Consider the following 22023-nt stretch of genomic DNA (forward strand, 5'->3'; position numbering starts at 1 on the left):
CTTTGTCCTCGTTCGTACCTTTATCTTCTGTTACTGTACCATTATCTTCTTTGTTACCCTTATCTTCACTTGTTCCTTTGTCTTCATTTGTTCCTTTATCTTCATTTGTTCCTTTATCTTCGTTCGTTCCTTTGTCTTCGTTCGTTCCTTTGTCTTCGTTTGTACCTTTATCTTCGTTTGTGCCTTTGTCTTCGTTTGTACCTTTATCTTCATTTGTTCCTTTGTCTTCTTCTTTATTACCTTCTACTTCAACTTTTACAACAGATTGAATTGTAGTGTTTAAGGCATTATCTCTTACAGAAACTGTAATTGTTCCATTTCCATTATCCTTAATAGAAACACCATCTGAACCTTTTAGACCTGTAACTAATTTTTCATTAGCGATGTTCTCCACTCTAAATCCTTTTTCAATCTTAATTGAGTCTACGAAATTAATCATGCGAACATACACTTTTCGTTCCACAGTCGCACCTTCGCTATCAGTTACAGTAAGTGTTACTGTTTGCACACCTGAAGCCTGAGGGTCAAATCCACTTACTTTAATTGATTTGCTTAAATCTCCATCTTCTCGGTCACTTGCCGTTACTTTCGCTGATGCAATAATATCTTTAACCTCACCTTGTTTTGCAAATACATAGTCATTTTCAACGCTAATACTTGGTTCTTCATTTACATGAGCTTTTGTTACTTTTACTGCTTTTGAGATTGAATTTTCACCGTCTGTTACTTTTACAGTTACCATACCACTCACTTCGTCAACATTTGTGATAATTGCACGAGCTGTGTTAGACAGACCTTCAACAAATCGAGTAGCATCAATGTAATTAATATTTTCGTTTTGTTCAATTTGTAGAACACCTTTAAATCGAACAACGTTCATAATAACATTTTCAGAAACCGATAGATTAGTATTGTCAGTAACTTTTAAATTAAGTGAACGTTCACCTAATACCGATGTATCTGTATTACCAGTAACTTTAATATTAAGAACACCAGTTTCTTCATCATAACCTTTTGCACCTAACGCATTTAAGACATTAACACCTTGACCTTGTTCTACAAGCACTCTATGTTTGTCTAACGTAATGACAGGCATTGTATTTACAGAAACAGGAATATCATGTGTGATAGTATTTCCGAATCCATCTTTTACTTCAATTTTTACATATTCAGTGTCATTAGCTTCAAATGAATATAACACTTTCGCTGTTACACCATTCCCTAAACCACTTACAACAAATTTCTCAATAGGTTGACGTTTCGGGTCTTGACCTTGCACACGATAGAAGTGGTCTACGAACTTCACATCTTTAACAGTGTGTTGTTGTGGTGCTTGTGCTACCTTCGGCTGAGGTGCAACTACATTTTTTTGTGGAGCAATTGATTTTACTTCTTGCTTCGCATCTTGTTTTACCTCTTGCTTAACTTCCTGCTTTGTTTCTTGCTTTACCGTTTGCTTAACTTCTTGCTTTTTATTTTCCACCACGTTGTTCGATTCTGCCTTTTGTGGTTGTTCAGTTTTTACTTCTTTAGCAGTTTCCTTCACTTCTTTAACTTTCGCTTCTTCTTTTACTTCTTTCACTGGTGCTACTTGAGCATGTTGTGGAGCTACGATTTCAGTCTTTGGTAAGTTTACCTCTGCATCTTTTAATTGGTCTGCATGAGCAGTTGTTCCTAAAGCCCCTAATGTTCCGAAAGCTAATGCTGTTGTTAATGCCGTTCCTACTACTTTACCCTTTGTGATGTTTTTCATTTTTGTTTCCTCCTATATTATCCTAATATATTTTTATAATAATTAATTGATTAAGATTAAATTCCCTTATTGTTTCCGTGTTTCTTATCTTAATTTTATTATAACTCTTTAATATTATTTAGTCAATTATTAATTACTAAATAGTTTTAAAGTTTGTTTTCGTTTTCCTAACTTGATTTCATTGTAACTCAATAACATTCATTAGTCAATTATTAATTACTTAAAAATGTTATTTATTTAATCAGGTTATGCATATAGTTTTTTGTATACATATATATTATTATGACGATTATACAATTGTAAATAGCTGTTAGTAAAAAAGAAGGAGATTTCCCCTCCTTCTTTTAAATATCTATATTCGCTTTATGAGCTTCACTGATAATAAACTCTCTTCTCGGTGCTACCTTGTCACCCATCAATAGTTCCGTTACAGCATCTGCTTCTTTCGCATCTTCTATCCTTACTTGTATTTGCTTTCTTGTTTCGGGATTTAATGTCGTATCCCATAATTGAGTTGCAGACATCTCCCCTAATCCTTTATAACGTTGAATTCTTTTTATCTTATTACCTAAAAGGTTTTTTACAGAAACTAACTCTTCATCAGAATAGGCATACATGGAAGTTTCTACTTTCTTTCTACCTTTTTGTTCTTCGTGTACAATTTGATATAACGGTGGCACTGCAATCCAAACATACCCTTCTTCAATAAGAGGACGCATATAACGATAGAAGAAAGTAAGCAATAACGTTCGAATATGAGCACCATCTACATCGGCATCTGTCATAATAACAACTCGACCATAATTAACTTTTGAAATATCAAAGGCCTTCCCGTGACCCCCACCAATTGCAACTATAATACTTTGAATCTCTTCATTTGATAGAACTTTATCAATTCTGGCTTTTTCCACATTGATAATCTTACCTTTTGCAGGAAGTATAGCTTGCGTTTTTCTATCCCTTGCTTGTTTTGCTGTCCCACCTGCTGAATCACCTTCTACAAGGTAAATCTCTTTCTTTTTTACAGGTGTTTTTGAAGAAGCAGATGCTAATTTTCCATTCGTCTGTAATTGGGCATCTTTCTTTTGGAGACTATTATCCCTCGATTTCTCTTCTGTTTCCCTAATCTTGGACACCCTCATTGCATTTTCAATAATCCGTTTAACTTCTTCTACATGTAAGTCAAAGAACTTGGAGCCTTCATTTTTAATGACTTCCTCTACGGCACCCTTCGCATCCGTACTGCCAAGCTTTTCTTTTGTTTGCCCCTCATATTGTGGGTTCGAATGACGAATTGACACTACAGCCACAATTCCCGTACGGATATGAGCACCATCAATCGTGTTGTCTTTCGTTTTTAGTAGACCAAGTTCTTTTGCATAACCGTTAATTAATCGTGTTATACCTGATTTTAAACCTACTATATGAGTTCCACCATGAGGGGTAATAATATTATTACAATAACTGATAAGATGTTCGTTATATTCTTGTACATATTGAAAAGCGATTTGAACTTCAATATCTTTCGATACACCTGAAAAAGATATGACATCTGTTAATGTAGGTTTTGAATGATTTATTTCCTTCACTAATCCCCCAATTCCATCTTTTTCACAGAAGGTCTTTTCATATCCTGTTCTTTCATCTATAAAAACAAACTTCAATCCCTTATTTAAAAATGCAGATTCTTGTAATCTCTTTTCAATGGTTTCAATATTCCATTCTGTAGTTTCAAGGATTGTGTTATCTGGTAAAAAACGAACCTTTGTACCACGTCTGTCTGTATCCCCAATTGAAGGAAGTTCTCCATTTTCAGTTAACGGTATAACAGGGACTCCACCATTTTCATAGCGGTCTTTATATATCTTTCCGTTCCTATGTATTTCTACTTCTAAATAAGAACTCAATGCATTCACTACAGATGCACCTACACCGTGTAAACCACCAGACACCTTATATCCATTCCCACCGAATTTACCACCTGCATGAAGGATAGTATAAATCACCCTTGCAGTTGAATACCCTGCTTTTCGATGTACATCAACAGGGACTCCCCGACCATTATCTTCTATAGAAATAGAATTATCTTTATGTATCCGAGTAATAATTTCATCGCAATATCCTGCTACTGCTTCATCCACGGAATTATCGGTGATTTCCTTAATCATATGGTGTAGACCTTTGGTATTCGTTGAACCAATATACATACCTGGTCGTTTACGAACCGCCTCTAATCCCTCTAATATCTCTATGGAATCTCCATTGTATTCTTCACTCATACTATCATCTCCTTACTTACTGTCTTTCTTCACCACGTATGATACATTTTATATTGACTATTGTCAATGAAATAAAGGGTTGTAGTCAAACAACATACAAGTTTTAACCCTATAATAAAATCATATAATAGGGATATAACTATGAAAGGAAAGGGGAAATGAAATATGCTGATACTTGTCATTAATGTACTATTAGTTGCCATCTCTTGCATGGCAATCATTTTAACACTTATTAACTTAACAAAAACTTTTAAGGTACATAGTCACCTACCTGATGAAATAAAAAAACATACAAAATCCACAGTATTTACATGCTTCATCTTATTCATCTTTTCTATTGGATGTGCTATTGGAGCAGGATTTTTATGGAATCAATTATTCTTCTACGTATTTATTCTCTTATCTGGATTCTTATCATTAGCGATTTACCAACTAATCAATGAGAATTTAGCTGAATTTGTAGATTAAAAGACAAAAAAGAAGCAGATTTTAGTTCTGCTTCTTTTCCTACTTTCCAAGCCAATTAATCATATGATTTGTCCCTCTAAATCCCTCAAAATCTAATATATCCTCTCCTGAGGCTTTATTTTGATATGCAGGATGCCTACTTTCATAAATATTATTGAACTGCATAATATCTCCTATTTTTCGTGAAGGATTCCCCCATAAAAACCAAATAACATTTGGGTTGTTACTATTAATATACTTAAGTAATTTAGCTGAAAAATCTTTCCATTCATCTCTATGGGTCCCCGCTTTACCTCGTCCCACCTGACAAGTGAAATATACATTTAAGAACAAGACACCTTGATTCTCTAAAGAATCAAACCATTCTTTAGGTGGTTTTATATTAAACGCCCCATTCTTAATTTCTTTTTGAATTTTTTTATATGTCTTTACATCTTTATAATCTTCAATGTTATTTTCCATTCGATAGATACTTCTAATCACATTTTTAATTGACCTCCCTACCCCTTTATCGGTCCAGTCCTTTATTGTTGCATCCTCAAATGCCCGACCTGAGGCTTTCCCCTCTATAGGGTATGGGTCTTGTCCAAGCCAAATTACCTTCACTTTATTTAAATCTCTTTCTAAAAACCTCAATACAAGTTTTGGGTCTGAAGGGGTAAAATCTTGTTTTATCTCATCAAAAATCACATTTACTTCTTCTTTTCTGTCATTCGTCAAGAATTCATCCCATGATGGATGAACATTTTCAGGAATCAACATGTAAGTACCTCCCTTGATAAAGTCATGCAACATTTTTAACGTTCGTTGTTCCAGTAGATTTTTTCTTAAATTGCACCTTAATTAATTGTTCATTTTTTATCATTGGAATGTACTCAAAAATCTCCACACCACCAACGGATTGCAAGGAATCGAAAATATGGTCCTCACATTTCGGCATGACGGTTATGAACCTAACTTTGTTCACATTCTTTATTCTTTTAATTTCATTTCTATAATACAAGCTCTGCCATACAATGTCAGTATCTTCCTCTACTTTTAATTCAATAATTACATACAAACCGTTCGAATCTTTCGCTAACATATCAATCCTTCCCTTTGGAAGCATGTATTGAGTAGCAATTAATTTAAGTCCACTTTCCACTAACGATAAGTTACGCTTCATATACTCTTCTAACATCGCTTCTGTTATCAACTCGACATTTGAACTATATTGAACATCAGATATAAACATTCGACTATAACGACTCTCTAAGGTTTCAATTGACACCCTATCATCAACACAAGCAAATCCTCTGATTCTATTTGGACTTGAAATTTGCACTTGAAACAATTCATTTAATAACATCAAATATTCGTACTTCACTCGATACCAGTAATCACTTTCCTTCTTATATTTCCTGTTCTTCTTCTTAGCCCTTTTCACCAAGTCTTTTTCCAAATCAGACAAATACGTAGTTACATCTTGCGATACATCCTCTTCAGTTGTAACGGGATAGAACGTTGATGAAAAACACCAATCTTCAATAGCATTTGCAAAACAACTCCCTATAATCGGATTGATAGAGATAAACTCTCCCTTATAGTTAACGTTATCCTTTTTAACTTCAATCTGTAACTCATTCAATATGAATTGAATAAAATTCTTTTTATATATAAACTCTTCTTTCTTTTTTTTATCATCTATACTATCACATCCAAATCGCAACACAACATAACGATATAGCACATCAAAACTACTGATACCATACAGAATACTTAGCTCTTCCTTTAGCAATAAAGCTATCTCATCTTCATAATAGTTCACTAAAAAACACCTCAAATTATAAAATAATACCTTGTAATTTCATGAATCAGAAACTATAATAAGATTATATAATTCATTGACTATTGTCAAAGAAAAATAATAAAATCAATTATAGTAAATGAATTGTTTTAAACCAATTTTACTTTTACATATTGATGAAAAACTTAATATTTAGAGGAGCTGATGTAACAATGGCAAGAGAAACTAATCCGTTACAAATTATTCGATTCGATGGAAGAGATTGTTTCATGGAGGTTCTAAACACAGGATTTAACATTGGAAAGGTCTATATGAATTTCATTACTTATGACCAAAACAAAAAAGCAGGAGAACGCTACACAGCCAAAATCCCAATTTATATGGATATTGATAAGTTCTTAGTTCTTTCCGCAGATATCATGTCAGGAAAAATCCATAAGTTAGCTGAGAATGAAAAAGCAAAAGGTGCGAAGTATCCTGGTAAAATCTTTGATGATATGGGTGGAACACCTGCTGAATCATTAAAACAACGTGGGATAGAGCGTGAAGATGGAATGAGTGAATCCCGTGTTCTAAAGTTACTCCCAGGTTCTAAGCTTCCATTCCTTTTCCAAGCAGAACTTGGTAAAGGGGAAAAAAATGATAAAGGCTTAATTGTACCTCGTTATGGCACAAGCCCTGAACAACTGGTTAGAATCCCAATGCAAGGTGATGACCTCAAACGTTTTGCCCTTGTTGTAAAAACACATATTGATGCGTATATTACTGCAAAGTATTCGAACGAACAATCAGAAAAAACTCTTAAAGAACTGAAAGAAACTTCAAAAAAACTGGAAGAGTTAATTACAAAACTAACAAAAACAGATACTGGAAATAGTAAAAAGTAAACAAGGGGGCTATTAGCTTCCTTGTTTTTATAAGAGGTGGAAAATATGACTAACACATTTAGCAAAATCGAAGAACGGCATGTAAATAATTTCATTTTATTATCAAGCTATTATTTATTGATGACCATAGCGTTTTGGATTTTATCTATTGTATTTGAATCACATCGAGTCGTATCTTTAATTTGTATTGGATTAGAAATCGGATGTATGCTCTTTTTTATAAAGAGATTGAAAATCAAATCTCAAAAAGAATTAAACGGATATATCATTGGTCTAATCATTTTGGCTTTAGGTAATATCTATATTGGTGGTGGTGGCGTATTCTTCGTAGGTATTCCACTGTACATCAACAGCTCTCTATTCGTTCACTACTATTACTTGTTAGGGTGGGGACGTATATTCGTGGAATTGTTATTATTCACCATACCGTACATCATTACATTTAAATTGGCATTTCGTAACTCACAGGGGGATTAAATTCCTCCTGTTTTTTTAATAAGAAAAACCCCTCCGAAACATAAACCTATATACAAGATATTTTATTCATGTAAAAATTTAATTTATTTATTAAAAATCACCCTTACAAAAAAACAGGAATAGTTAAGGACATAAAAAAATACAGTAACTTTATTATTACTGTACATTGATAAAAATATTATTAGGCAACCTTTTCTTCTTTAATTAATCTCTTAATTTTTAACAAGCAGTGTTTTTGGATTTTAGATACATTCGCTTGACTCATGTTAATATCTTCAGCTATTTGTTTTTGTGTCTTTTCTGTTCCATTTTTATCTAAACCATAACGAAACGTCATAATATATTGTTCTTCTGGATTTAACATCTTAATCGCTTCTCGAATCAAACGCTTGTGGTCATCTTCTACTACTCTATCTTCTAAAGACTTTTCTCCGTTATTTTTCTCCGCAACAATATCTTCTAAATGAAACCCGTTTCCATTTTTATCAACAGATAAAACAGTGTTTAAAGAAACATTATTTAATCTATGTTTCTTTTCTTTTCTTAAAAAGAATAAAATCTCATTCTTAATACAATTAATAGCATATGTAGAGAATTTCACTTCACGAGTTGTATCAAATGCATTTAAGGCCTTTGCATATCCTACCATCCCTGCATTCACCAATTCATCTGGGTCAATTTGAGAGTTCTCAAACATCTTTACTACATAATAAACAAGCCTCTCGTTTTCTACTGCAATAATTTCTTTTTCCATTTCTGTTAAGTGTGTCATATGGTTTATCCCCTCTTCCAAAGTTATTAATCTTACAATAAACCATATTTTATTCATTAACTATAGTAAATATGACTGACAATGTTCTATACAAAAACAATAACTAAAACAACAAAAAGAGTGCTATTGTAAGCACTCTTCTAATAAATTATTCATCGTTGTTGGGTCACCAAATTGACATAACTTTTCTCTTAGTTGATTCACGCTCATAAAACTATTTTTCGCTGATAACAACAATCCTTTTATCATTTCAAAGTTGTATATATCGAACAAAGCATCATATAACTTTCCATTCATGAAACTTTTTCCTTCATTTGTTTTAGAGTTGTACTCTCTAATGAAATCTTTATATGCAATTGAACCTGCATTTTTCTTAAAAATAATGTAGTCATTGTATATAACCCCATATCCTTTTTCTAATACTCTTTTGTAATATGTTTTATAATCTAAAATTTCTCCATTACAAAAGAAATCCGCAGATTTTGAAAAAATCGGAAACTGGTCATTCTTTCCAAGAAGACGATATCCCTCAACATTTAACCTTAATTCTGCATTGTAACCTTCTATTTTGTTTGGTAATTTCCCCATTGTAAAATCCCACTCCTTATAAATTTAATTTATATAAATACCTGTTTTTATAATTTTTATATTATATGTGAGTAGGGTAGTAAGAATCATCAATCCATCAATTTTATTGACTATAGTTAATGATAATGTTAGAATTTAGTTACATAATAAAAGGAGTTGATAATGTGAAATTTCGTAAGTCTTTTATGGGACTCATGGCGTTTGCAGTTGTTGGAATGATGTTGGGTGGATGTCAATCAAAAGAATCACCTAAAGAAAAGGAAACACAAAAAGAAGTAACATATAAAGAAAGAAAAGTATCTGTGGACTATTCTAAACCTGCTGAAGAAATTCTTCTTTCTTATAGCGAAAAAGGGATGAATGAATTCAAAAGAAACTTTCCCGATAAATTGGCAATGGATTTTGCTTTGACGTCTATTGGTAAGACTGCTCCTGACTTTGAATATAAGAACATCAAAGGGGAAACAGTTAAGTTATCCGAATTAAAAGGAAAAAAAGTTGTTCTTGATTTTATGAGAGATGATTGTCCAGTATGTAAAGAAAGTTCACCTACTGTAGCAAAAGTAAAAGAATCTTATAAAGATGTAGTATTTCTACCTATCTTCCCAAAAGATTCAAAAGAAGATGTTGAGAAGTTCTTTAAAGATTTGAATATCGAAGTAAATGAAAATTCTATTGCAGGAAAAGATAACGGAGATAATTTATCTATTGTTAAAAATTACAACTTAAAACTCGTTCCAAGCTTTGTATTCATTGATGAATCAGGAAAAATTTCATATACATGGATTGGTTCAACTGATGAGAAAATCTTCAAGGATACAATGGATACAGCATTCGGTAAAAACAAACTATATGACCTTATTAAAACAGAAAAAGTAGACAAGAATGGTAAAGTCGTAGAAGAAAAAGTCGAACCGAAAAAAGAAGAAGCTAATAAAGAAAGCAAAGAAAGTAAATAAGTAGTGCTCTTCTATAGAGCACTTTTTACTTGAGAGGAGACTGATACATAGTGGAGAAAGTAAAAGCAATCCCATTAGAAGCTTATATCTTTTCTTTAACAGATAAAGAGGAGCGACAAGCGTTACTTAAGGAATATCGAAACACCATGCACAATTATCATGTAATTAATTTAAAAAAATTCGTTGCATCTCTATCTCGGCAACCAAGAAGAATCGCAACTCGTGCATTTAAAAAAAGTGGTGTTGATGTAAATACGACTACAAATTATATTATCTCGAAGGAAGAATTAGCTTCTTTTGGAATAGATTATTTTGATGTAAGAGATATGATTAATAAGTAAAAGAGCAAGGGAAATCCCTTGCTCTTATTTTCTTTCAAATAATTCAATTAAGAAATTCATTAATGTTTTAGAGCTCTTTTCAATTTTCTTCTCGATTTTCTCAGGGAATTCTGTATATCTCATGTATCCCTCTGAAGTTTCCTTAAAGGCAAACCCACCATCTGCAAAAATCATTTTATTTTTATCGTCTGTCGGATTGTTTTTAACAGAGTAAATACATGCCACTACGTCTTTTCCCTCTTTCATGATTCCTAAGTATATATTATCTGAAACATGTAATACAACTCTCTTGTCATATTGTAGTAATTCAGGTAATAACAATTCAGTCAGAACATGAATATGAGAATAAGGAACGGGTGAAATTCTATCGAATTTCCCAAATGCATCAATTCCAATTTCCCAGATTTTATGAACTGGTGTGTTTTGGTCATCAATTAATGCAAAATATTTCCCTCCAATTTCATGAAACGATAGTAACTCTAATGAATCAGATTTGTTTACATGGTGAATTATTTCGCTCTTTGCCTTTTCAAAAGCATAATCCATGTACTCATACACATCTATTAATTCTTCTGGGTCTACATGAACATCATCTTTTGGCTCTGTTAACAATTTTAATGCTGTCGTCTTACCTAAACTTTCTACACTAACCGATTTATAGGTATCATCTTTTTTCTCCAAAACTTTAATATGGATAAGATGTTCATTCATAACATAAAAAATTTTTATATATGTTTTATCTTTCAAACTCATTTTACTAATCACAATATTAATCATGAATTTCACGCCCTTCTTTTTTTATATAAAAATCATATCATATAGTCAATAAGAAAAAGAGGCGTTTCATGCTCTATAAAGTTCTATTACGCTTCATTCAATTATTCTTTCCACCTTATTTTTAAATTCCTCACCTGGCTCAAACGCAGGGATTTCCTTTGCAGGAACTCTTACTTCTTTTTCTGAAGAGGGGATTCTAATGTTCCTACTTTTTCTTTCTTTAGTTACAAATTGTCCAAACCCTTTTAAAGATACCTTTTCTCCATTTTGCAACGCTTCATAGATAATATTAATAAATGTATCTACAGCTAATTGATTCTCCGATTTGGACAATCTATTCCTTTCCTTCATTTTTTCTAAGAGTTCATTTTTATTCATTTTTCTCCCCCATGTTCTAAAACATTATATTTATATATAGGGATTATTTTACAGTATGTAATCGTTTTATTCAAATATAAAAAATAAAAATTTTGTAATTTATATAGACTACATTTCATAAAAAAAACATCCGATGACTTTTGTAAAAAAAGTACAACCGAATGCTATATATTAGAGATATAGAAAACCTAATAAAGTTAAGATACTATACGAAATACAGAAGAATGGTGCGAATGGTACCATTGTTTTCTTGTTCTGTCTCTTAAATATAAATATAGATACAATAGAATAAATAAAGTGAATGAGACAAGATAACAATAATAAGACGATTGTGTAGTAGCCACCTAAATACATCCCGAATATAAACATGAACTTGATATCTCCACCCATTTTATGCATTAATACCATTGCAGGTATTAATAGGAACAAACCTCCTATCAGACCACCAATTAAATGGGTCCATTGATAAGTAATTCCAAACGGTAGAATAATGATTAATAATCGAGTTACAAAAAACACTGCATTAAACTTATCATAAATCTTCATGTTTTTTAAATCCGTATAAGTTGCTATAAATAAAAATAATAACAATATGGCTACAATAAAAATATGACTGTTTACATATAATATTTCATTTTTAATATTTAATAAAAATTGTTGTATCTCAGGCACAAAATCCCCTCCTAAAAACTTTTATTTTATAGTAGATTTTTAGAAGCAAGTACATACCTAATTTTTGTTTGATTCTGTCTAATAAAAAAAAACACCATTTTACATGATGTTTTTATCTGTATACCATTCTTGTAACACTTCTAATAATTAATTCCACAGTACCATCTTCCTTTTGACCATTATATGTTACTGTGAAGTTTGAACCATTACGTGCATTATACATATCTTTTGATAAACCACCTAAATCATCGAAATATGAACTGTTTTTAATTCTGACTTTACTCACTGTATCTAAAACAATTTGAGGACGTTTCTTTTTTGTTTCTCCTAATCCCCAAGTATCATTGCCCCAATCCACTTTTACTTGCTCAACGTTTAAAGCAACAATGTTTTTGTTTGTTTTTACGTGTTTTCGAATTTCTTCTTTATATTTAGCAGATATTTTTCTTTCATAATCTGTTAAGTTTACAGAATTGATTTCAGTGTCTATTTCATTTTCCTTATCAATGGAGAATATCTCATCACGTAATTTATTTGTATCTACAGTTGTTTGTAATGCATTCATCCCTGATGTATCCATAATAGACTGGATTTCATTTACAGCCCACGATTTAGATGCTATATCTGAAAAGGCTGTAATCGCTAAAAGAACAATAAATACAGTTATTACAATTAGGATAGAGAAGACACCTTTTGTATTTTTTAATGTTTTTTTAATTCGTCTCATTTCTTTCACCTTCCCAAACATCGTAGTTATACTTAAATTCGGATGTTACGTATCTTTTTTGTATCGCTTCTTTTTCATCTGATGTACCAGGAATGATTTGACCCCAAACGTTCCATTTATATTTATAAGTCAACTCAATATCCATTGCAGATTGATAATCTACTTTAAAATTTGTGGCAGTTGTTAATTTCTTTGTCTCTACAACTCTTCCATTTTTATCGTATCGAATTAAATTTAGGTCCCATTCATTGCTTTTTATACCAGCTCCTTCAAGATGGTCATTCACTTGTTGTACAAGCTCTCTTGAGTCTACATACGCTTTATCTCCACCTGGGAAGCCTTTTGGTACTTGATTCGTAATTCCTCCTTGTACACCTAACTGACGTGCTATGACATTTGTTTGTTGTGATACAACATACTGTTTATAGGTAATCGTAACAACATCAAATAAGAAACATATAAGAGCAACAAAAATTAATAAGCCTATTACATATTCAAACAAACCAAATCCTTTTTGTTCTTTTAACTTCTCTTTCAATCTACTCATATTCGCACCCCTTTCTCTTTTCCTATAAAAAAAGGAGCGTTATACCTATACGCTCCTTTTACGTTGTATTAAGCTACTTTTAAGCCATCTACAGTTCCGCCCGCTTTTCCTAAGAAGCCAACGATTTTATCTTTAAATAAGAACAATGCAGTTGCTAATACTAATACTACCGAAATCCAAACAATAATCTCTACGTTTGATGCACCATCTTCCCCATTTAATACAAATTTTGCTCGATTCATTAAGTTATTCATTCTATCACCTCTGTTTCTTCTTTGTGATTTTTATGGATTATATTAAACTACTTAACTTGTAGTTTATCTACAGTTCCACCTGCTTTCCCTAAGAAGCCAACGATTTTATCTTTAAAGATAAATAATGCAGTTGCTAATACTAATACTACCGAAATCCAAACGATAATCTCTACGTTTGACGCACCATCTTCTCCATTTAATACAAATTTTGCTCGATTCATTAAGTTATTCATTGCAACATCCCCTCTCTGATTTATTATCTTATTGTATTAAAGTTATATCTTGTTTATAACGATTAAACCGTCTGGTAATTGTTCAATACCTGTTTACTATCGTTTATAACCTTAATTATTTTTACTGATGTATCTTACTGTAAATAGATAACATCTATAACAAAAAAAAGGTCGAACTATTGTCCGAACCTTGTCTAATACATAACTTACATAGATGATAGAGTTGTCATAGAATAGAATGTTGGTAATCCAAAAGCACCAATTAATGTAAGTAATAGAGGTCCCTGTAATACCATCGCTAACAATTGTCGTTTCGCAATTCTATTCATAATGGCTTCCAGTTGCATTTCTCTTACTTTATCAATCTGTCTTTCGAAACTTTCTCTAACGTCAACACCTTGTTCTAAGTTTAAGCGTACAAGAGATAATAATTCTTTTACCGCAAACACATCAACTTGGTCTTTTAATTTATCAATTGCTTTTTCTACAGAATGGATATCGCAATTTACAATAAACTCCTGAAGAAGCGGTCTCCATGCGTCACCTACATATGGAATACTACCCTCAACAGCTTTTGTAAATGAAATATCTGCTGTTAAATATCCTCTTGTAATACGGATGAAATCTGGAAATCCTCCAAGCAATTTCTCTTTCGCTTCTGTAACTGAATTATTAAACAGAAATCCAAATAAGAAGAAAAAGGCAGAGAACCATATTAATGCGAATGGAACAGATACAGGTATTAGTACAATAAGAGCAACTACACCTATGATTTTCAAAGTAATATTCATTGCGATATATTGACTCGCATTAAAGTATTTATCCCATTTCGTTAACTTTAAATCTTTTTCTAATTCTTGACTATCTCTAACTTTCATTTTAGGTACAACGTATTTCAATACAGGTCTGGTTACTTTGTCGATAAACGCTCTTGTTTGCTCATCATTTGTTAACTCTTCCTTATTATTGAATTGTAGTTGTTTTAACCGTTTTTTATGTGTTGAATGGTTTTCATTTAGAAAAAGGAACATGAAAACATTCCGAATAAAAAACAGAAAACATATCGTCCCCAAAACCATAAAAATATACTTCATTATTACCATATCGAAAACATCTCCCTTCTTACTCTAATGGTGCACCAATTTTTTTATTAATGAACCAAATAGACCCCATAATGATTGCACAAATTACAGTTGAACCAATTTTCCCTGGTGTCGTGTTTAACATAAAATCTACATAACTATCAGAGGTTGCAATTTGATAGCTAATAAGCAGAGGAATGGCCGCAACCATAATATAAGCTTCTCGTACAGGTCCTGCTATTTCTTTTCTTAGAGTAGATTTCATTTTTCGATTCTCTTCAAATTGTTGGAATGCTTCACCTAATAAGTTTTCTCTTGCATCCTCTGTACCTAAGGTCATAGCAATTTGATAATAATTAGATAATCTTTCTAAATATTTATTTCCTGTACGTCTTGCTAAGTTATCCATTGCATCTGTTGTTGGTATCCCTAACTCAATATCTAATACAGTTTGTCTAATTTCACTGTACATAGGTTCTTGCCCCTTGAAATCATATAGACTTTCTTTTATAGACTTAGGGAAATCATTTTGGGCTTTATAACGTTCTACGACTAAATTCATAAATGAACCAACTTGTTCTTCAATCATATTCAATCGTCTATTTTTAATAAACGCAATAATTTGACCAGGAATCATATACCCTACCATAATAAATAAGCAAGCTAAAATTGGGTTTGATGTCATCACCAGTACAAGGATTGGTAGTACAATAGCAGATGTGAACGACATTAATTTAAATTCACCATATGTCAATTTATACCCCGCTTGTAAACACATCGTTTCTACTGTATTCTTTGTGGAAACTTTCGCTTTTGTTTCTACCATTCTTTCTAACTTTAATTTCAATGCATTTTCCCTTAACTTTGAAGATGCTTGAGATTTTCTCATTGTTAACACCGATTTATCTTCTTTCATTTTTTCTTTGGTAGAAATGAAAATAATGGCTAACATAAAAACTGTAAATACAACTATCGCATATCCCATATATACAACACCACCTTTTATTTTTTATGCTCATGTTCCTTTTCAGCATCTCTTTATTTTATTATTACATTTTGAAAATTATTTAATAGTCTTTCATTGGCGAATATCGTTCTACAAAAAGAGCTTGTCATAAAGAACAAGCTCTCTTTTAGTAAGACATGTTTATGCAATTTTTAACTCTTCGGACCATCCCTCAACAAGAGGTTTCAATGTCTCAATTTTCACGCCTCTTCGTAGCATATTTTTTGCTTTTTCTTGAGAGATTTTATTGACCATTTCAAAGTCTCCTTTTAAGAAGTCATATTCGAAAATCGTTTTTAAAGCGACTCTACCTTTTTCGAAATCAAAGCTAACCTCTGTAATACTTGTTACTTTTCTTCCGATATCAGGGATGTCATCTTGTAATACGATATAATCCACTGCACTACCTATAATACGCTCTACTACATCAATGCCTAACGTTGGCATAGCACTCAGATACTTCGTTACAAGCCTGTTTACAATATTCATAGGTTTACCACCATGCATGGTAAATATTGTACTGTGACCTGTTTCCATAGCCTCTACCGCACTTTCCGCTTCTAAGCCACGAACCTCACCAACGCAAATATATTTCGGCTTTAAACGTAATGCAGTATAGATAATTTCTTGCAATGTAATTTCCAATTTAGGGTCATCATTTCTTACGGATACTAACTCTAACGTATGGTCATTTTTTGGGAATAGCTCCTGCGTATCTTCACACACTAACATTCTTTTATTTGCTTGTGATACATAGTGGTCTAATAAAGCACGAATAGATGTTGTTTTCCCTGAACCTGTTAATCCACCATAAATAACGTTACATTCTCCTAAAATTATCGTACCTAATAAGTCTGCAATTTCTTGACTCATTACATTGAAAGCAATAATATCTTTCAATTGCAGTTGGTCTTCTTTATGTTTACGAATTGTTAACGAGAAATCTTTAGGCGAAACAGCCTTAGATGTAGCAGTATATCTATCACCATATAGCTCAAAGTTAACAATTTTCTTATTACCATTGTTAATCTCGTTTCCCGATTCTCGAACCAATCTATCAACAAACGCTTTATAATGTTCTGCACTTCTAAATGTCTTATGATATTTAACATTGACACCATTTTGCTCTACATAGATTTTATTCCATTGAAGGCAGAATATATCCGATACACCAGGGTTGTTCTGAGCATCAGCTAAAATTGAGTATCCCGAAAATTCCTCAACCATTTCTGCAATGAATAACTCTATGTCATGTTCATAACCTCTGACTTTTATGTTCTGACCATATACAATAGATTCAATTCTTTTTTTATACTCTTCTTTTCGATTTCTTAGATATTTCTTGTCTTTGATTATGGCATCTTCTTTTGTTTCTTCTTTTTGTTCATCCATCTCGGTTGTTAATTTTTTCGCTACTTCCCCTCTAACGAGTTCTAAAGCATCTTCAAATCCTAACACTCCCGAAGTATATTTTGCACCTTTTACCCGTTGTAAATCTTTTCTTATTGATTTGAAATCTGTTTCCATTGCCATTTCAAATTCCCCCTTTTTCTATTTGCTATTGTTGTTTTAGATAAAAAGGGGATGAAATATAACAAACAAGTGGGTTTACCTTGTTTTGCATAAAAAAAAGACGTTTCAATTAGAAACGTTTTTTTCGTTCTTTCGATTTGTCTATGTTTTCATATTCTTGTTCTAAGAATTGTAAATTTTCCATTTCCCAAATCTGATTAGCTAATTTTGCAAATTCTAATCGTGCCTTTAATGTATTTGCGTTATTATCTAATACTACTGGTGTCCCTTCATATAATCTATTTAAGAAAATATTCTTTGGTAGCAATGGTATTTTTACATCTACATCAAAACCAGTTTGACTTAAATGCTCAGAAGTGAAGATTAATTTTTCTCCTTCATTCTCGTTAGATGCTCCAGTTTCTTCAATATCTTCATTAAGAATATATTTTACTCTGTCTAACACATCTAAATCTTTTAGGGTCTCTTTATAACGAGCATTATTTCGAACGTTATTAAAGTCCAGATTAATAATGTAGTAAGCAGTATTCGATAATCTTAACAACGGATATGTAGTGACATGAGCTAATGAGGAGTTTGTGTCGATAATAATAACATCATACTCATCCACGATAGCTTCAATTAAATAAATATAATGGAATGGTTTAATATCTTCAATTTCACTCATTGTTAATTGTGACCCTACTAATGCTTCTAAGTTTTTGCAAGGGTAATAGGATTTAAAACAAGTTTTAATATATTTATTTACTTCTTCAATTCTTGCTTCATCTTCAATGAGCCTTCCATCACTTGTCATAATAGTCGCTATTTTATCCATTACAGTTTTTAAATTGTGTTTATCGTCTTCAATTTGAAGTAATGTACCTACAGATAAGTTTTGTAAATCAGCTTCAATCAATCCAACTTTTGGTGGTTTTCCATCTTTTTTCTTTCCGTACTTTGCAATTGTCGTTGCAAGGTTCGTAGAAGCAAATGACTTACCAGTTCCAGGTTTGATAGATGAAACAAGATATACATTTTTATATCCGTATTTTTCAATATCGTATTCTTCTGTTTCTTCAATCGCTTCTACTTCTATATCTTCTGTATTATCTGTTGATGCACTTCTGATATTACGAAGTAAATAATCTACACTCTCTTTATTTCGAGGATTATCTAATAATTGTTTAATTAACACTGCATTTAACTTGCTCTCTGTTAAGATATCATAAATACCAGATAGTACTAACATTCCTAATTGATTTACTCGTTCTACATTTTTCATGTCTAATGTTTTTGTCACGTAAACAATTCGAATTTGCGGGTGTTTTTGTTTTACCATAATCATTTCTTCTAACAGAGATTCTTTTCCCGTTAGAAAATCTGAGATAAGAACAATATCAGGATTATAGAAAGAACACGCTTCTACTAAGTCCCTTTTATATTCAATGCTTCCGACAAATTCATACTCTTTTATTTTTTTAATTACATTATCAAGAGCTTCATGACCTGTAGCTAATAGAACTTTATTCATAATTTACTTCCCCCTTTGTATTAAAAACATAACGGAGAATACAATGACTCTCCATTATTAAATTTGTTAACTATTTATTGCTTTCAGCTAAACCTTCTCCAGAGAATACTTTGTCATATTCACCCACAATAAATCCTGCTGTGTCATAGTTTTGACTATCGTCAAATCGTCCCACAATGCGAATGTTTCCAGATTTTAATCGAGCAGAAATTTGTTCAGCTTGGTCAAGCGTTACAGCTAATGTTACAGTGGATAATTTACCACCTTCTCCACCAGATTGAATGTCTTTACCATCTTGCATATCTCCTGCTTCGTCTCCTTTCACACCCTCACTTCTATCTGTGTAACGGAAACCATCATCTGTTGTGACATTATAGACAAGAATATCTTGTAAGAAAGCTTTTGAATATTTAAATCCTTTCCCTGAACCTTCTCCTGCCTTTTCACCTTCTCCAACAAATACAAGGTCTACTTTATCTCCTCGTTTCACATTTCCACCTAATCCATCAATATAAGTAATAGGAAGTGAAATTTTTCGATATTTTGTTAAATCCATACTTTCAAATGGGTCAATATTCTTTTTATCAACTAATTTTTGCTTCAATGCATATTCACCCGTAACTAATTTTGAATTATTGTATTTACCAACGATATCTTTTGGTGAAAGAGCAAATCCTTTTGTTACTGCTTGAGCAGGAATAGTTGTTTTTACCAAATCACCCTCTGTAATCTGTGTATTAGCAGGGATATCTCGATTAAATTGCCATACTGTTGTTGGCTCCATTTGTTTTTGCGTGAAGTAATAAAACCCTCCTGCAAATAGAATAACCGCTCCCATTTGAGCAATCGTAATTGCTACTTGTTTAGTTTTCATATATCCTTCCCCCTTTTAACTTTATTCGAATATTATCTTCTCAATAGAAGCAAAAGCTTTTTTAAGCTCTTTGTTCTTTGAATACAACAAAACAGGAAGACCAATATAATTTGCATTAATAAAATCTTTATTCAGAGAAGGAATGGTAATAGGGATGTCTACTTTCATCCACTCTGAAATATCCCGTTGGTTTAATTCTGCTTTTTCGTATTTGTTGATAATATAATATATTTTTTTATCTAAATTTATTCGTTTAGTAAGTTCGGGCAATTTTCTTAACCATCCTCCAATGTGTGATACATCTTGTGTTAGTGTTAAGAATATTTTTGTACTATAGGCCATGGCTATTTTCGTGAATTCATTCTTCAAATCAGAAGGAACATCTAAAATGATGAAATCATAGTTTTTCTGAATAATGAAATACATGAATAAATCTTTTAAGCAAGCACTATTGATTTGTTCCTTTTCTTTATCTTTTTTTGTAACATAATCTTCTGAGTAAAAGAGTAAATCTAACAAGTCTGGAAACTGTTTGTAGTTTTTCAGCATCATAGAGTTTTTCGGTGTATTACTGATAATGCTACTCATTGAAATAATAGAATCTTCAACTTGTGTATAGTTTTGATTCTCCATGCCACGCAAAGCGATATCTAAACCTTTTTCGAATGTACCTAATTGATATAAGTACTCCACTGTTGAGCCTGTTTCTTTAAAATCAATGTACATTGTTCTAAAGCCACTTTTCGCCAAATGTAATGCCGTGTTAAAGGCGATTTGAGAATTCCCTACACCTTGTTCGCTTCCTAAGAATGTTAGGATTTTTTGTTTCATATGAACTGGCATAATCGTTTCCTTAATTATCGTTTCTGTAACGATTTTAGGTTCTGGAATTGGGACTTCGATTTTAGGTTCTGGAATAATTTCAGGTTTAACTTCAACTTCAGGTTCAGGTGGCTTTTGTTCAATAATTGGTTCCTGTATTGTTTGAACTTCGTGCTCATTATTTTTTTCTGTATTTTCTTTTGCACCCATTAACCTTGCGAAAAATCCAATTTTTTCGGGCTTTTCTTTTTTCATTTCCTTTAGGTTTTCACTGATATTCTGAAGTTTCTCATCCACTTTTTTATCTAATTCTGGATTTCTTTCTGGAAGAGGTTCTTCTGTCATTTCATGTTCTTCTACTACCTTTTCTTCAAGATTAATGATTTCTTCTTGATTATCCGTTTCTTCTTTCTTTTCAACTTCTTCAAGATTGAAAACTGCCTCTTCAATGTCAATCACTTCATCACCGATTGATTCTGATTTCGTTTCTTCAAGATTCACACTTTCATCTTCAGTGATTTTTTCCATAGTTTGTTCCGTTTCGGCTTTCAGATTTGTTTCTTTAGGAGCTTCACCCTCTTCTTTCCCAGATTCATTTGGATTCGTTTTATCCAAATAGATTTCTTTGATTACTGGCTTTTCTATTACTTTTGTAGGTGCATCATACAATTTTTGATTTGTTTTTTCGTCTACTGTTGTTTTAGGGCGTAAATGAAACACATCCGAAAACTCATTCTTTTCTTTTATTAATCGGATAATCTCATTCGCATTTATTTTTTCTCCATATAAAATGTCATAAATGCCATACCCTACAATTGTTGCTAACAGTACATCCCCTGGCTCACGTTTGTTGGAACCGAAAATAATTCTTACATTCTTGTAATTTGCTCTAATTTCATAAATAATGTCTGAAATATTTTCATTCCCTTTTAATGATTCAAATAACACAATAACATCAGGTTTGTTTTCTTTTATCGCTTTTATAATCCCTCCACGATACACAGTTGTACCTACAATTGCATACTCACCGTTTGACTTTGCCTTTATAAAATCTTCAACTTGTCTATGTCCAATCGCTAATAAAACCTTTTCCATGGATTTCACCAACTTTCATACTTTTATTAACATACTATTTAAAAAGAGGAAAATTTATTGAGGATTAATGATTGAGGTATGTTCTATAGGGAATAAAAAAAAGAAGTATCGGCAGATGCCAATACTTCTCATGTTTCAGTATTCAAATTTCAATATTTTTGTTTAAGAATCCATTTTAAAAACATGTTGATTAGATTTAC

24 protein-coding genes are annotated in these 22023 nt (G+C 32.0%); 5 read left to right on the forward strand and 19 right to left on the reverse strand.

What is annotated here, in order from left to right; translation table 11 throughout:
* Together CQ064_RS07160 and CQ064_RS07165 are read right to left on the reverse strand one after the other, a co-directional pair.
* Nucleotides 1-1753: hypothetical protein (locus tag CQ064_RS07160; RefSeq protein WP_105559648.1), on the reverse strand; the 1753-nt coding region annotated here is incomplete at its 3' end.
* Between the two features lie 344 nt (nucleotides 1754-2097).
* A complete protein-coding gene (locus CQ064_RS07165) occupies nucleotides 2098-4032 on the reverse strand; it encodes a DNA gyrase/topoisomerase IV subunit B (protein WP_001288315.1) in 1935 nt (644 codons plus the stop codon).
* A 165-nt stretch (nucleotides 4033-4197) separates the two neighbouring features.
* Here CQ064_RS07165 and CQ064_RS07170 point away from each other — a divergent pair, with 165 nt between their 5' ends.
* The gene (locus CQ064_RS07170) at nucleotides 4198-4500 is read left to right on the forward strand and encodes a hypothetical protein (RefSeq protein WP_000906491.1); all 303 of its coding nucleotides are present in this window, start codon (nucleotides 4198-4200) and stop codon (nucleotides 4498-4500) included.
* A gap of 39 nt (nucleotides 4501-4539) precedes the next feature.
* On the opposite strand, the gene CQ064_RS07175 is transcribed toward CQ064_RS07170, so the two are convergent.
* Nucleotides 4540-5262, reverse strand: a complete 723-nt coding sequence (locus tag CQ064_RS07175; protein ID WP_000906848.1) for a uracil-DNA glycosylase family protein — start codon at nucleotides 5260-5262, stop codon at nucleotides 4540-4542.
* A 22-nt stretch (nucleotides 5263-5284) separates the two neighbouring features.
* Nucleotides 5285-6307 (reverse strand): endonuclease NucS domain-containing protein, encoded by a 1023-nt coding sequence (locus tag CQ064_RS07180; RefSeq protein WP_001110333.1) that lies wholly within the window; start codon nucleotides 6305-6307, stop codon nucleotides 5285-5287.
* 191 nt (nucleotides 6308-6498) lie between these two features.
* Between CQ064_RS07180 and CQ064_RS07185 the strand changes: the two genes are divergently transcribed.
* Nucleotides 6499-7173, forward strand: a complete 675-nt coding sequence (locus tag CQ064_RS07185) for a hypothetical protein (RefSeq protein ID WP_000090436.1) — start codon at nucleotides 6499-6501, stop codon at nucleotides 7171-7173.
* Between the two features lie 45 nt (nucleotides 7174-7218).
* Nucleotides 7219-7650, forward strand: a complete 432-nt coding sequence (locus tag CQ064_RS07190; protein WP_000185561.1) for a hypothetical protein — start codon at nucleotides 7219-7221, stop codon at nucleotides 7648-7650.
* A 181-nt stretch (nucleotides 7651-7831) separates the two neighbouring features.
* Here the strand turns inward: CQ064_RS07190 and CQ064_RS07195 are convergent, their stop codons facing one another.
* Nucleotides 7832-8422: a sigma-70 family RNA polymerase sigma factor gene (locus CQ064_RS07195; protein ID WP_000149417.1), complete on the reverse strand. Its 591-nt coding sequence runs from the start codon at nucleotides 8420-8422 to the stop codon at nucleotides 7832-7834.
* A gap of 123 nt (nucleotides 8423-8545) precedes the next feature.
* Entirely contained in the window at nucleotides 8546-9010 is a 465-nt protein-coding gene (locus CQ064_RS07200; RefSeq protein WP_000517332.1) for a hypothetical protein, read from the reverse strand.
* A gap of 164 nt (nucleotides 9011-9174) precedes the next feature.
* Between CQ064_RS07200 and CQ064_RS07205 the strand changes: the two genes are divergently transcribed.
* Together CQ064_RS07205 and CQ064_RS07210 are read left to right on the forward strand one after the other, a co-directional pair.
* A complete protein-coding gene (locus CQ064_RS07205; RefSeq protein WP_000672149.1) occupies nucleotides 9175-9969 on the forward strand; it encodes a TlpA family protein disulfide reductase in 795 nt (264 codons plus the stop codon).
* Nucleotides 9970-10019: 50 nt separating this feature from the next.
* On the forward strand, nucleotides 10020-10310 hold the full coding sequence (locus CQ064_RS07210; protein WP_000416677.1) for a hypothetical protein: 291 nt from the start codon (nucleotides 10020-10022) through the stop codon (nucleotides 10308-10310).
* A 24-nt stretch (nucleotides 10311-10334) separates the two neighbouring features.
* Here CQ064_RS07210 and CQ064_RS07215 read toward each other — a convergent pair whose 3' ends face one another.
* From CQ064_RS07215 to CQ064_RS07275, 13 genes are all read right to left on the reverse strand, one after another.
* Nucleotides 10335-11087, reverse strand: a complete 753-nt coding sequence (locus CQ064_RS07215) for a hypothetical protein (RefSeq protein WP_000608375.1) — start codon at nucleotides 11085-11087, stop codon at nucleotides 10335-10337.
* Between the two features lie 93 nt (nucleotides 11088-11180).
* Nucleotides 11181-11465, reverse strand: coding sequence for an HU family DNA-binding protein (locus tag CQ064_RS07220; RefSeq protein WP_001038645.1), 285 nt, complete (start codon nucleotides 11463-11465; stop codon nucleotides 11181-11183).
* 171 nt (nucleotides 11466-11636) lie between these two features.
* Nucleotides 11637-12137, reverse strand: a complete 501-nt coding sequence (locus CQ064_RS07225; RefSeq protein ID WP_003272720.1) for a prepilin peptidase — start codon at nucleotides 12135-12137, stop codon at nucleotides 11637-11639.
* A gap of 112 nt (nucleotides 12138-12249) precedes the next feature.
* Nucleotides 12250-12864 carry a hypothetical protein gene (locus tag CQ064_RS07230; RefSeq protein ID WP_001252699.1) on the reverse strand — a complete coding sequence of 205 codons (615 nt, stop codon included), beginning with the start codon at nucleotides 12862-12864 and terminating at the stop codon, nucleotides 12250-12252.
* Nucleotides 12851-13411: a hypothetical protein gene (locus CQ064_RS07235; protein WP_000088659.1), complete on the reverse strand. Its 561-nt coding sequence runs from the start codon at nucleotides 13409-13411 to the stop codon at nucleotides 12851-12853. Before CQ064_RS07235 ends, CQ064_RS07230 begins: the two co-directional genes overlap by 14 nt.
* A 68-nt stretch (nucleotides 13412-13479) precedes the next feature.
* Nucleotides 13480-13665: a hypothetical protein gene (locus CQ064_RS07240; protein ID WP_001061355.1), complete on the reverse strand. Its 186-nt coding sequence runs from the start codon at nucleotides 13663-13665 to the stop codon at nucleotides 13480-13482.
* 47 nt (nucleotides 13666-13712) lie between these two features.
* On the reverse strand, nucleotides 13713-13898 hold the full coding sequence (locus tag CQ064_RS07245) for a hypothetical protein (protein WP_001061354.1): 186 nt from the start codon (nucleotides 13896-13898) through the stop codon (nucleotides 13713-13715).
* Between the two features lie 206 nt (nucleotides 13899-14104).
* On the reverse strand, nucleotides 14105-14929 hold the full coding sequence (locus CQ064_RS07250) for a hypothetical protein (RefSeq protein WP_003272726.1): 825 nt from the start codon (nucleotides 14927-14929) through the stop codon (nucleotides 14105-14107).
* A 91-nt stretch (nucleotides 14930-15020) separates the two neighbouring features.
* Entirely contained in the window at nucleotides 15021-15965 is a 945-nt protein-coding gene (locus CQ064_RS07255) for a type II secretion system F family protein (protein ID WP_000540082.1), read from the reverse strand.
* Between the two features lie 162 nt (nucleotides 15966-16127).
* The gene (locus tag CQ064_RS07260) at nucleotides 16128-17519 is read right to left on the reverse strand and encodes a TadA family conjugal transfer-associated ATPase (protein ID WP_001240562.1); all 1392 of its coding nucleotides are present in this window, start codon (nucleotides 17517-17519) and stop codon (nucleotides 16128-16130) included.
* 109 nt (nucleotides 17520-17628) lie between these two features.
* Nucleotides 17629-19032 (reverse strand): AAA family ATPase, encoded by a 1404-nt coding sequence (locus tag CQ064_RS07265; RefSeq protein ID WP_001045297.1) that lies wholly within the window; start codon nucleotides 19030-19032, stop codon nucleotides 17629-17631.
* A 70-nt stretch (nucleotides 19033-19102) separates the two neighbouring features.
* Nucleotides 19103-19906 (reverse strand): Flp pilus assembly protein CpaB, encoded by an 804-nt coding sequence (gene cpaB, locus CQ064_RS07270; RefSeq protein WP_000851043.1) that lies wholly within the window; start codon nucleotides 19904-19906, stop codon nucleotides 19103-19105.
* Nucleotides 19907-19927: 21 nt separating this feature from the next.
* On the reverse strand, nucleotides 19928-21823 hold the full coding sequence (locus tag CQ064_RS07275; protein WP_000416808.1) for a CpaE/TadZ family protein: 1896 nt from the start codon (nucleotides 21821-21823) through the stop codon (nucleotides 19928-19930).
* Nucleotides 21824-22023 lie beyond the last annotated feature (200 nt).

Origin of the sequence: Bacillus sp. MYb78 (assembly GCF_002975115.1) — a bacterium.
GTDB lineage: Bacteria > Bacillota > Bacilli > Bacillales > Bacillaceae_G > Bacillus_A > Bacillus_A cereus.

Bases quoted from the DNA above. Each gene is read 5' to 3' on its own strand.
- CQ064_RS07165 (WP_001288315.1), bottom strand. From the start codon at position 4,032: ATGAGTGAAGAATACAATGGAGATTCCATAGAGATATTAGAGGGATTA.
- CQ064_RS07170 (WP_000906491.1), top strand. From the start codon at position 4,198: ATGCTGATACTTGTCATTAATGTACTATTAGTTGCCATCTCTTGCATG.
- CQ064_RS07175 (WP_000906848.1), bottom strand. From the start codon at position 5,262: ATGTTGATTCCTGAAAATGTTCATCCATCATGGGATGAATTCTTGACG.
- CQ064_RS07185 (WP_000090436.1), top strand. From the start codon at position 6,499: ATGGCAAGAGAAACTAATCCGTTACAAATTATTCGATTCGATGGAAGA.
- CQ064_RS07190 (WP_000185561.1), top strand. From the start codon at position 7,219: ATGACTAACACATTTAGCAAAATCGAAGAACGGCATGTAAATAATTTC.
- CQ064_RS07195 (WP_000149417.1), bottom strand. From the start codon at position 8,422: ATGACACACTTAACAGAAATGGAAAAAGAAATTATTGCAGTAGAAAAC.
- CQ064_RS07200 (WP_000517332.1), bottom strand. From the start codon at position 9,010: ATGGGGAAATTACCAAACAAAATAGAAGGTTACAATGCAGAATTAAGG.
- CQ064_RS07215 (WP_000608375.1), bottom strand. From the start codon at position 11,087: ATGATTAATATTGTGATTAGTAAAATGAGTTTGAAAGATAAAACATAT.
- CQ064_RS07220 (WP_001038645.1), bottom strand. From the start codon at position 11,465: ATGAATAAAAATGAACTCTTAGAAAAAATGAAGGAAAGGAATAGATTG.
- CQ064_RS07230 (WP_001252699.1), bottom strand. From the start codon at position 12,864: ATGAGACGAATTAAAAAAACATTAAAAAATACAAAAGGTGTCTTCTCT.
- CQ064_RS07235 (WP_000088659.1), bottom strand. From the start codon at position 13,411: ATGAGTAGATTGAAAGAGAAGTTAAAAGAACAAAAAGGATTTGGTTTG.
- CQ064_RS07240 (WP_001061355.1), bottom strand. From the start codon at position 13,665: ATGAATAACTTAATGAATCGAGCAAAATTTGTATTAAATGGGGAAGAT.
- CQ064_RS07245 (WP_001061354.1), bottom strand. From the start codon at position 13,898: ATGAATAACTTAATGAATCGAGCAAAATTTGTATTAAATGGAGAAGAT.
- CQ064_RS07250 (WP_003272726.1), bottom strand. From the start codon at position 14,929: ATGTTCCTTTTTCTAAATGAAAACCATTCAACACATAAAAAACGGTTA.
- CQ064_RS07255 (WP_000540082.1), bottom strand. From the start codon at position 15,965: ATGGGATATGCGATAGTTGTATTTACAGTTTTTATGTTAGCCATTATT.
- CQ064_RS07260 (WP_001240562.1), bottom strand. From the start codon at position 17,519: ATGGCAATGGAAACAGATTTCAAATCAATAAGAAAAGATTTACAACGG.
- CQ064_RS07265 (WP_001045297.1), bottom strand. From the start codon at position 19,032: ATGAATAAAGTTCTATTAGCTACAGGTCATGAAGCTCTTGATAATGTA.
- cpaB (WP_000851043.1), bottom strand. From the start codon at position 19,906: ATGAAAACTAAACAAGTAGCAATTACGATTGCTCAAATGGGAGCGGTT.
- CQ064_RS07275 (WP_000416808.1), bottom strand. From the start codon at position 21,823: ATGGAAAAGGTTTTATTAGCGATTGGACATAGACAAGTTGAAGATTTT.